Origin of the sequence: Noviherbaspirillum aridicola, assembly GCF_019656455.1 — a bacterium.
In the GTDB taxonomy this organism is placed as follows: domain Bacteria; phylum Pseudomonadota; class Gammaproteobacteria; order Burkholderiales; family Burkholderiaceae_D; genus Noviherbaspirillum; species Noviherbaspirillum aridicola.
Genome location: NZ_BPMK01000019.1, coordinates 96,793 through 107,580, shown reverse-complemented (window position 1 = coordinate 107,580; position 10,788 = coordinate 96,793). Strand labels below are relative to the sequence as shown.

Here is a 10,788-nt window from a genome sequence, read left to right as displayed (position 1 = left end):
CCTTCGCGCCTGCCTCGGCTTCCTTCAGGATGCCTATGATTTGTTCTTCTGTGAAACGCTTCTTCATGCTACCTCCCACGGAGGCAGACTCTACATCATTGCCGTACTAATCTCGGGGAGCAGGTCAAAGCAATATTCGCCATTCGGGTGCAATTCTCTTTGTGCCCTTCCTGTTTTGCCATGCCCTCCAATTGCCCGTCCTGCAATCACTGCACCCTGCGCGACCTCGCCGATACAGCAACGATGCTAGTTTGGATGTCGGATGAGTCTGGAACATGTACGTATGTCAGTGCCTGCGATACCTCATCGAGAGATACGACAGGCTTCAAGATATCCGATTGGCTCAATTTTGTTCATCCGGACGACAGACTCCGGCTAGGTAAGCATTTTACTGCTGCCTACCAACAACGCGAAAAATACGAGTTCGAATACCGCCTTGTCCGTCAGGACGGTTCGGTCCGCTGGATGCGAAGTTCAGCCGCCCCCCGTTTTTCAGAATCGGGAGAGTTTGTCGGATACGTGGGAGCCATAGCTGAAGCATCGCCATACCATGAGGTGCAGATAAGCCTAGCAAGAAGTGAGGCAGTGCTTCGAATGATGATGGAGCACAGCTCAGACCTCATCACGCATCACGCGCCGGACTCCGGCGTTTACTTGTACGTATCCCCGTCCTCCGAGCTGCTCCTGGGTTACAAGCCAGAAGAGCTTTTGGGGAGAAGCTGCTACGAAGACTTTCATCCTGATGACCGAGCTTTAGTACGCTCCGAAATCCAGCGCCAGGCGCAAGGAGATATGAGCAGCAGGCTACTCGAGTTTCGTGTTCGAAATAAAGAGGGCCACTATATTTGGGTAGGCGCCAACATACGGGTGCTTATTGACCCATTGACAGGTGAAAAGCTTGGCTCAGTCGTCGTCTCGCGAGATATCCAGGCGCAACGCGATGCACGCGAAGAGCTTATTAGGAGCGAGGCACGCTTTCGTAGCCTAACTAACCTATCGTCGGATTGGTTCTGGGAAACCGATGAACAGGGGCGCTTTACGTATGTCTCTGACGGCCTTTACAGGCTATTTGGCATTCGACCGGAAGAAGTGATTGGAAGAACCAGAACGGAACGCGCAGCGGACAGAACGGAGCCAGGACTGCTTGAGTACCTCGCGAAAGTCGAACGACGTGAGCCGTTTCGCGACTTACCGTACTCCGTCTTCGTGCCCGAGAAAGGCACTATAGGTTGCGCAGCGCTTTCGGGTGAACCTATTTACGATGGCAATCGCTTTATTGGATATCGTGGCGTCGGGCGGGATATCACCGATAGCATGCAGGCTCAGAAGCGTTTGCAGGACTTGGCGAATCACGACGCGTTAACTGGCCTGCCGAATCGTGCTCACTTATCGGAGCGTCTCAGGACTTTGTTGGATAACTGTGGCAGTGATGACCGAGTAGCCGTTCTCTTCATTGACCTCGACCGCTTTAAGGAGGTCAATGACACGCTTGGCCACGCGAGAGGCGATGAACTTTTAAGCGAAGTAGCGCAACGCTTGAGGCAAAGTATCGCCGCGTCCGACATTGTCGCACGCTTAGGAGGAGATGAATTCGTAGTTGTATCTCAATGTATCAACGGTGCGCAGTCCGCAATGCAGCTTGTGGAGAAACTGAGATACGCGCTAGACGCTCCAATAGAGTTAGCGGCACACGAAGTTTTCGTACGTTCGTCAATCGGGATTAGCATGTTCCCTCAGGACGGACGCTCGGAAGAGGATTTACTCCAACATGCCGACATAGCAATGTATCGTGCAAAAGAGGAGGGGCGAAACGGATACCGGTTCTACACGGAGGAGATGGGGATACAGGTCCGGGAGCGAATGACCATTGATAATTCGCTGCACCGGGCACTCGAGAGGAATGAGTTCGAGCTGTACTATCAGCCCAAGTTCGACTTAAGCTCTCTGCGTGTCGTCGGAATGGAAGCCCTTATCCGATGGAACCACCCGCAATTAGGGCGTGTGTCACCACTCGATTTCATCCCTATGGCAGAGGAGCGAGGCTTTATCTCTGAAATCGGAAAATGGGTACTAGAAGAGGCGTGTCGGTTCACAGCGCGGCTGATGGCGGCACAAGGTCAAGAACTTAAGGTTTCCGTGAATTTGTCGGCAAGGCAAGTGCAGGAAGGCCTGCTGATTCGACACGTGGTTGAGGCACTTGAACGTTCGGCTCTAACACCGGGCAGCTTGGAGCTCGAGCTGACAGAGACGGCGATGATTGCAAACTTGGCCGCTTCGGCCGATGTCTTCACTGAGTTGAAATCCCTGGGTGTGTCACTGGCTGTGGACGACTTTGGCACAGGGTATTCTGGTCTCGCCTATCTCGGACAACTTCCTTTCGACGTACTCAAGCTTGACCGTTCCTTTATCAACCAAAAGGAGAAGAATGGTCTGGGTAACCGAAAGATAATCCGCGCCTTTATTCGGATGGCCCAGAGCCTGAATTTATCGGTTGTTGCTGAAGGTGTAGAGACGTCAGAGATACTGAGCTTCTTACGCGAGGTTGGCTGCAATGAAGCTCAGGGCTACCTCTTTTCTCGGCCACTCCCCGCCGACGAGTTCGAAACGTTTATTGCGACGCACGAAGCGCGATTGCTGGTCTTATAAGTTGAACGTCCGCTACTCAAAACCAAAAAAAGGTCAACTACCGGACGCAGTAAACGGTAATGACGTTTCAAAACGTCTTTTTGTTCTCGTCTAAGCTCAGTTTACTCGCGGCAACGACACGGTGTTTTCCTCGTGCTTTAGCAACATACATGGCTGTATCTGCTTTCTGTAGTAGTGCTTCAGTCGTTATACCGTCGAGGGGATAAGTTGCTACACCAATGCTTGCCGACACCAAGCATGATTGACCACTGATGCGATAGGGGAAAGAGATGGCGTCCAGCAGTCCTTCCGCGACTTGCACGCCATCGTCCGAACCGGCACCAAAAAGCAAGACTGCAAATTCGTCACCGCCATGTCTCGATACAGCGTCTGCGGCCCGTGTTTGGGTCCGCATACGCTGCGCCACTTGTATCAGGAGTTCGTCGCCTGCTTGGTGGCCTAGCGAATCGTTCACTTTTTTGAAGCCGTCCAAATCAATAAAAAGCACAGAAAAGGGTGCGTTGGTCCGCTGGGCGACTGCAAGCTGCTGGTCGGTCAAATGCTTGAAAAGAACACGATTTGGTAGGCCAGTGAGGGCGTCATGGTTTGCGCGATGTTGGGCACTCTGTAGTAAGTCCGCTGCGCGCAATAATTCGCTTCCAACTTCCTCGGCTTCCTTGAAGTAAAACTGCGGTAGCGCCGGAGTCTCCCCTCGTCCTAAAGCAAGAGCAGGTGTCCGTAACTCACGGACAGTCAGTGCAATCTTCCGAGCCACTACCCACACCGCGACCACGGCAACTGCTGTTGCAAGCAATAAGGCGATACTCGACAGTACGAGTCGCAGGCGCAGTTCGGTCGCTAGGTCTTCTGCAGGTATTCCGATGGCCACAACCCACCGGGAAGACGCTGCTCGACTGAAGACACCGAGTACACGTCGCCCGTCCACGGTTGCCCCGTTGAACAAACCTTCATCACTGCCACCCATTGCACTCAGAAGGCTTGCATTTCCGGGCATGCGGAAGTACTGAGGAAGATTCGTCGTTCTACTAATGATGTGCCCGTGCTCGTCCACAATGGAGACCAACCAGGAATCCGGCACCGGCAAGGCAAGGTGCAGCTTCGTAAATTCCTGCACGCGAACCAGTCCCGTCAAGTTCAGCACATGCTCCCCTCTGACTTCTACAGGCACCGTCACGGCGACTACCGGCTCTTGTGCAAAGCCTCCGAGGTAGGGTTCTGAAATCTTCGGCACCGTAGGTACATCAACGTAGTATTTGCGGTCCCAAGATGCCCACTCGTAATTTCGGTGGGTCGAGTCGTACAAAACCCTGCCCTTCAAATCGGTTACAGCGAGGCCGGCGAGCCACTCCGGGGGCCCCCCATGAATACTATCCAACAAGAAATTGTCTAGGTTCCCGCTGCGTAGAGAGGGTAAAACGGCGAGGGCCTCAAGTACCGCCACGGCCGTCTGGAGTTTGGCATCTACTAGCTGAGCTAAGTGGCGAGTCGTGGAAATGGTGCCTTGCACTAATGAGCGTCGTTCTAGCGTGTAGTTGTGCCAGTACATGCCACCTGATACAAGGAGCGTCGGCAGAGTGCACAAGACGACGAGCAAGCCCAGGCGCCTTCGAATGGAGGGAGAATGGGAAAATCTCATTCCAGAGGTAAAAGAGTGTGAAAACGAATGATGCATGACATTATGGCTAGAAAACTGGAATGTTGTTACCTCACAACAATAGCCACACGAGGAGCATGGGAGTTGGCTGGCCCGAAGTTCTCGAATTCGCGCCTGATTCCACACGGCACAGGGTGTCATTGAGCTAGGACACGACATCGCGCTACCAAGTTGTAACATCGCGTTCTCCCGGCAGTCCAATAGGAACGGCACTGCGAAACCCTTCCGGGAGAAAGAATGCGGCCCGCCTACTCAGGCCTGTCTCGACATCACAACTTACACGAGCCAAAGCGCTTCGTCGTCTTTTGCATTCCCTATTTTGTCGTCGCTTGTATCGCGGTAGCTGTGCTGTCGACAGTGGCGTGGTCGGTTTTTTTGGCGGAATTGGACAAGGACCACGACAGCACAGAGGCCAGTGCATTTCGAACCACACGTGCAGTATCTGAAGCATACGCGGGCCACCTATACCGGATGCTTGAGAGCGTTGACCAGTTGACGATGCATGTACGGCACGGATGGCAGGCCGGGCAAAGCAACTACCGACTCAACCAAGACGGAGCAGTAAATATCTTCCCTACACGTTCGGGCTTTGACGCGACTATCCTCGACAGAGATGGAAATGTAGTCACGAGCACTATCTCCAACATAGAAGGACCGAGTGCGAAAGGCGAGCCATTTTTTCTAGCACACAAGCAGGACGCCGGTGACTTCCTATACATTGGGCCGCCTAGAGAAGGAATCTTCAAGAAAGCCACAGTAGTTCAATTTTCAAGGAAGCTGAATACTGGTGAGCAGTCCTTTTCCGGTATTGTCCTAGTCAGTGTAATCCCCGATTACTTCATCGCAGGGTTCGGCGAGGGGGTCTTGGGCCAGAAGGGACTACTGGCCATCCTGGATTCAGATATGGTTACTCGGATTACCCGAGTTGGGGCCGACGTACAGCCTCCTGATGCCCCAGCCATTCGAGCCCGTGTGCCGTTACCCGAGCTCAGTGGTACTCAGATAGTTCGCGGCGAAGATATTTTTGTGGACAAACGCACGCGATACGTCAGTTGGCACCCGACCGACAATTACTCAATGGTGGTCTTAGCAGGCCTTGACCAGGAAGAAGTGCTGGCTCCCTTCCTGGCTTATCGGGCTACAGCTCTGCGAAACGGACAGATGTTGACGTTAGTCGTTCTAGCCGCGGCTCTTCTGTCCGCACTTGCAGTGTCGCGACTAGCGTGGAGAAAGACACAAGTCGATGCTCTTCAAATGACCTACAGGACAGCGACAGAAAGCGGAGCGGACGGTTTCATCATTGCTAGACCACTGCTAATGAATGATGGTACACCTGCAGACTTCCTGGTGTTGGACTGCAATCAAAAAGCTGCTGAGCTGTTGGGACGCAACCGTAAGGACTTACTGGGACAGTCGGTAACGAATGCCTACAAAGGTAGTGCACTTAGCCGCATTATCGAAGTATTTCGTCATGCTACTAAGTCTGGGTTCCATGAAGGAGAGCTTGAGATTGAAGACTGCAGCAGAGGCGGTTCCAAGTGGTTAGAGCTGAAGATAGCAAGGCCAGATGGCGACCTTGCTATCACAGTTCGAGATATCACCCATCACAAGATGCACCTAAAAGAACTGGAGCGGCTTGGTAGCGAGGATGCTTTAACCGGCTTGCTTAATCGCCATTGGCTCAATCAGAACTTGCCACTGGCTGTTATGCGTGCAAGGAAAAACCAACAGAGGCTGAGTCTCCTTTTCATAGATTTGGATGGATTCAAAGCCGTGAATGACACTCTTGGGCATGAGGCGGGAGACGAGTTGTTACGTACTGCAGGCAAAAGACTGAAAGAAGCGGTACGGCCACAGGACAGCGTGGTGCGAATTGGGGGTGATGAATTTGTCATTCTCCTCGAAAATGTTCAATCCACTGCGGACTCAGCACAGGTCGCAGAACGAATTCTGTATGCATTCCAACAGCCCTTTCGTTTGCAAAAAGGAATACGGTCAATTGCCACGTCGATTGGAATAAGTTTGTTCCCCGATGATGCTGATGCCGCTGACGTACTGATACAAAACGCAGACATGGCGATGTACGCGGTGAAGACGAGTGGCAAGAACGACTATCGTTTTTTTGATGCAGGCTTCGCTCAAGAGGTCCAGAGCAAGCATCAGCGCGAGCTGGAACTAAAGCACGCTCTACAACACGGCGAGATTGGGATTCACTTCCAGCCCCGTGTATCCCTTCAAACCGGAGAGACGTGCAGTATGGAGGCTTTAGCACGCTGGCACCACCCCTCCAGGGGTCTTGTTCAGCCAGATGAGTTCATACCGCTCGCCGAGGAAACGGGCCTCATAGTGCAGGTGGGAGAGATAGTCCTGCAGCAGGTATGCGCTCAGTTGGCGACGTGGACCCGTGCAGGGCAGAAGGTCGTACCTGTGTCAATCAACATCGCAGCAAGACATTTCAAAGATGCTGACGTAGTAGCCCTTATTGAGGCCGCGCTCGAGCGCTATGACTTGTGTCCGGGTTTGCTGGAGGTAGAGATTACAGAGTCGACAATGATGAGCAATCTGGAAAACGTGTACGCCGCGTTAGATAAGTTGCAGAAGTTGGGCGTTACGTTGCTAGTGGACGATTTTGGCACTGGTTACTCGTCTCTTTCACTTCTTCAGGAACTTGACTTCGATGTCCTCAAGGTAGACATGGCATTTACGCGACAGCTAGGCCAGAAGGAGTCGGGAGTGACGCTTTTCAGCACCATCATCGCCATGGCTCATTCCTTGGGGATGAAGGTCGTTGCGGAGGGTGTTGAGACCCAAGAACAGGCCAGGCGACTACGGGATATGAAGTGTGACGAGATTCAAGGCTTCCTCATTTCTCCCGCAGTTCAAGCAGAAGCATGCGAGCCTTTCGTGTCAAAGGTATTCCACCTTCACTAACGTCGGTGTTATGCCAAAGCTCAGTTCAACTTGGAGAGCACGCGCAGGACTTCCGTGATTCGGTAAGGTTTTTTCAGGAACTCAAATTCGTGTACGTCACGTTTGCCATCCTCGTCTGCGGAGTTCGGATACCCCGAAACCAAAACTATTTTGAGACCTGGGAGTATCTTTCGCGCCTCCGTACCCAACTCTATTCCGCTCATTCCTGGCATAACGACGTCTGTTAGCATCGCGGAAATGTCGGTTTGACTCGTGAGGATACGCAGAGCTTCTTCTCCACTTTCAGCAGTAATGACTTCAAACCCGATGTCCTGGAGTAGCGCCTCGGCCATCTCCAATAGGTCGACGTTGTCGTCCACAAGCAGAACCTTGCCTATAACGCTGGTCTGCTTCTGAGCAGTACTTAAGAGCGTCTCGCCTAGCTCTTGTCCTAGGGGCTTCGGGTCCTCGTTGCTAAGACGTCTGTGGGGTGAAGGACAGGAGCTAGACATTACTGTTGATGAACGGCAAGTGCAGTCTGCACGGCTTATTATTTTACTCCGCTTTCCCACTTTCGAGACTATTGTCGACGGGAAGATATACGGAAATTGACGTACCTTGGCCGGGGGCAGAGTGAATCGTAAGGTCACCGTCTGATTGCTTAACGAAGCCAAATACTTGGCTAAGTCCCATCCCGGTTCCTTCGCCAACCGGTTTCGTGGTGAAGAAGGGTTCGAAGGCCCTGGCAGCCACCTCTGCTGTCATTCCATCGCCATCGTCGGATACTGTGACCTTCGCGTATCGGCCTGCAGGCAGACTTGGTATTTCTCCTGGACGCAAGATTACCTCCTCAGTGCTGACGGTGAGGTTTCCGCCCTTTGGCATCGCATCGCGCGAGTTTGTCATCAGGTTCAGTATGGCGACTTCAAATTGGGTGGCGTCGACCATTACTTCGCCCAGGGTAGCCGCGAGATTGAAGTGCACTCGTACGGTGCGGTCAGTAACCTGTTGGAGAACCGGGTCGAACGTTCGGAGCAGCTCGTTGAGATTATGTCTCTCGCGCTTCAGTGGTTGCTTTCGCGCGAACGCTAGTAGTTGCTCTGTCAAACTTGATGCGCGGTTAGCAGCCCGCTCCATACTTGCCAAAACCTTGGGGTTTGGTGCGTCATCTGGCCTGGATTTTAGTCTTTCGAGCCCACTCACGATAACCGCCAACAAATTGTTGAAGTCGTGAGCGATTCCTCCTGTTAGCTTGCCAATGGCATCCATTTTTTGCGCCTGGAAGAGAGCTTCACGAGCTTGTTCGAGAGCGCGCGCCGTCTCCATCCTCTCGGTGATATCTCTCGTAATTTTCGCGAAGCCTATCAGGTCGCCCATGTCGTTGCGTATGGCGTCGATAATGACGTGCGCCCAGAAACGAGTTCCGTCCTTTCTTACTCGCCATCCCTCCATTTCAGTCCGGCCATCATCAGCTGCTTTCCTGAGAGCAGCTGCTGGGATGCCCGCCTCTTGGTCTTCTGGCGTGTAAAACCGGGAGAAACTGGTGCCTAGAACCTCATTCTCTGTATAGCCCTTTATGCGTTGCGCCCCCTGGTTCCAGTTTGTGACCTGGCCGGATGGCGACAACATGTAAATGGCGTAATCAGTGACACCTTGGACAAGCAGGCGGAACCGCTCTTCACTTGCTCGCAAAGCCTCCTGTGCCTGCCGACGTTCTGTCACATCCCTGGTGATTTTTGCGAAGCCAATCAACTGGCCGGCGTCGTCTCTGATAGGGTCAAGGACCACACTCGCCCAGAACCTCCGACCGTTCTTGTGAACACGCCAGCCTTCCTCTTCGTATTTGCCCTGCTCGGCCGCTATGCGTAACGCTCGGGACGGTTTTCCGCTCTCTTGGTCTTCCGCCGGATAGAATTTGGAAAAATGTTGCCCGATAATCTCTTCTGCTGTGTAGCCCTTGAAGCGTTGGGCGCCTGCGTTCCAGCTATTGACAATCCCCTCTGGGGATAGCATGTACACGGCGTAGTCCGTGACACTGGAGAGAAAAAGTCGAAACTGTTCCGTGGAAACATTGCTCCAGGGATTGGTGGTAATCGGTGCAACAGTACTCGAGGTGCTCATGCGCGCAGTTTAACAGCCAGCCCAGATTTAGGTTCGAGTGATTACAGATAGAAAATAAAAGAAAAGCTTGGTGTATTTCCCGCATACAATGAATTCTTGCTCTTCACAGGTGCCCGGAAATGCTCCAAAACCAAGTTGCACTTGTCGCCGACCCCGACCCGCAAATTTCGGAACTGCTTTCCGAAATGCTTCGAATAATGAAGTGCACGGCCATTCCCGTCATGAATGCACATGAGGCTTCACGCATTACGAATGGCGTGATATTCGACTTCGCGGTAATGTCAGTCGACCCGCATAGCTCTCAGTTGGACCTTTCGCTCATCGTCTCAACCAGGGCCAAACAGCCGCACGTGAAGGTCATTGGGATTAGCAGCGATATCAACGAACCGACAAACGCTACAAAAACCCAAGTGGACATCTTCTTGAGGAAACCTTTCAATTTCGAACAGCTCGACAGTGCCATTCGCTCAGTCATTGATGTGGGAAGCTAGTGGGAGGCGAGTGCTTGCCGAAGAATCGGCTCGCCTCAGGAAGAATCGGCTCACTACAGCGGAGAATCGGCTCACCGGCTGAACCAAGAGAGACCAGAGATGACGACTGAACAAATGCAGCGCTGAATTATCAGACTGGTGTCGTCTCCTCAGCCCTGCTAAGTTAGCCCGCGTAAAGCGGACTTTTTCACATATTCTGCTGGGACGCCCGTTGTCGTTCGTTGTCGTAAAAACGACAATTGCCGTTTTTACGACAATAAGTGCGGTCGCAATTCCCTCGCTCGTAGACACTGATGCCATCAGTGTCGTCGGCGAGTGCCAGCGTACCGCCGGCCGCGCAAACTGCTTGGCCGGCCGTTCTAAGTCACTTCTTGTCAGCCGGAGTAACGTCGACGTCAGGTACTCGCACAGTCCGTTCTTCTTTTTTCACTGTCGGCACCTCAACCTTCTTCTCCTTGCTGTTCACAGCCACGTCAGGAGTCTTTACGTCGTATTCCGGCATTCTGGCGCTACCTTCTTGGGTCTTCTCGACGTTGTATTTAGGCAGATTGACGCTTCCCTCTTGCGTCTTATCGACGTCGCAACCAGCCAGTCCAGCGGCAAAAAAAGCTGCAGTACCAATTTGTACGAGTATTTTCGCCATGTCATGGTCCTTTCAAAATTTAGCTTCTGAAGTATTGACGCGAATGTCTGAGCTGAGTTGTTGGCAATTTGTTAAATTAAGTGACTTTTCGTTAACGGAAATAGTAAAGGTCCTCATTGAGGAGCTACGGATAGCCCGCGCTGTACGTGCAAGACCGGCAAAAAGACTATGTCCGGCGGGATATTACTCTTCAGTAACTATTGCAAGCCTTGGGGTGCGCTACGATACGAAGTATTTGCGTGACGAACTGCACGGCAGCAGTTTCCCGGGAGTAGCTGGTGAACACTGCCGCAAGTGTCACTCCATAAGGTGTTAAACGCGGC

Annotated in this window: 7 protein-coding genes; 3 read left to right on the top strand and 4 right to left on the bottom strand. The window is 52.6% G+C overall.

What is annotated here, in order from left to right:
* Positions 1-180: 180 nt before the first annotated feature.
* On the top strand, positions 181-2,646 hold the full coding sequence (locus NCCP691_RS18900) for a sensor domain-containing protein (RefSeq protein ID WP_220810120.1): 2,466 nt from the start codon (positions 181-183) through the stop codon (positions 2,644-2,646).
* A 67-nt stretch (positions 2,647-2,713) separates the two neighbouring features.
* Here the strand turns inward: NCCP691_RS18900 and NCCP691_RS18895 are convergent, their stop codons facing one another.
* Positions 2,714-4,192 (bottom strand): sensor domain-containing diguanylate cyclase, encoded by a 1,479-nt coding sequence (locus NCCP691_RS18895; protein WP_220810119.1) that lies wholly within the window; start codon positions 4,190-4,192, stop codon positions 2,714-2,716.
* Positions 4,193-4,537: 345 nt separating this feature from the next.
* On the opposite strand from NCCP691_RS18895, the gene NCCP691_RS18890 reads away from it, so the two are divergent.
* Positions 4,538-7,231: a bifunctional diguanylate cyclase/phosphodiesterase gene (locus tag NCCP691_RS18890; RefSeq protein WP_220810118.1), complete on the top strand. Its 2,694-nt coding sequence runs from the start codon at positions 4,538-4,540 to the stop codon at positions 7,229-7,231.
* Positions 7,232-7,251: 20 nt separating this feature from the next.
* Here NCCP691_RS18890 and NCCP691_RS18885 read toward each other — a convergent pair whose 3' ends face one another.
* Together NCCP691_RS18885 and NCCP691_RS18880 are read right to left on the bottom strand one after the other, a co-directional pair.
* Positions 7,252-7,722: a response regulator gene (locus NCCP691_RS18885; protein ID WP_220810117.1), complete on the bottom strand. Its 471-nt coding sequence runs from the start codon at positions 7,720-7,722 to the stop codon at positions 7,252-7,254.
* Positions 7,723-7,765: 43 nt separating this feature from the next.
* Positions 7,766-9,331, bottom strand: a complete 1,566-nt coding sequence (locus tag NCCP691_RS18880; protein ID WP_220810116.1) for a hybrid sensor histidine kinase/response regulator — start codon at positions 9,329-9,331, stop codon at positions 7,766-7,768.
* 119 nt (positions 9,332-9,450) lie between these two features.
* Here NCCP691_RS18880 and NCCP691_RS18875 point away from each other — a divergent pair, with 119 nt between their 5' ends.
* On the top strand, positions 9,451-9,822 hold the full coding sequence (locus NCCP691_RS18875; RefSeq protein ID WP_220810115.1) for a DNA-binding transcriptional response regulator: 372 nt from the start codon (positions 9,451-9,453) through the stop codon (positions 9,820-9,822).
* Positions 9,823-10,186: 364 nt separating this feature from the next.
* Here the strand turns inward: NCCP691_RS18875 and NCCP691_RS18870 are convergent, their stop codons facing one another.
* Positions 10,187-10,465 (bottom strand): hypothetical protein, encoded by a 279-nt coding sequence (locus NCCP691_RS18870; RefSeq protein WP_220810114.1) that lies wholly within the window; start codon positions 10,463-10,465, stop codon positions 10,187-10,189.
* Between the last annotated feature and the right edge of the window lie 323 nt (positions 10,466-10,788).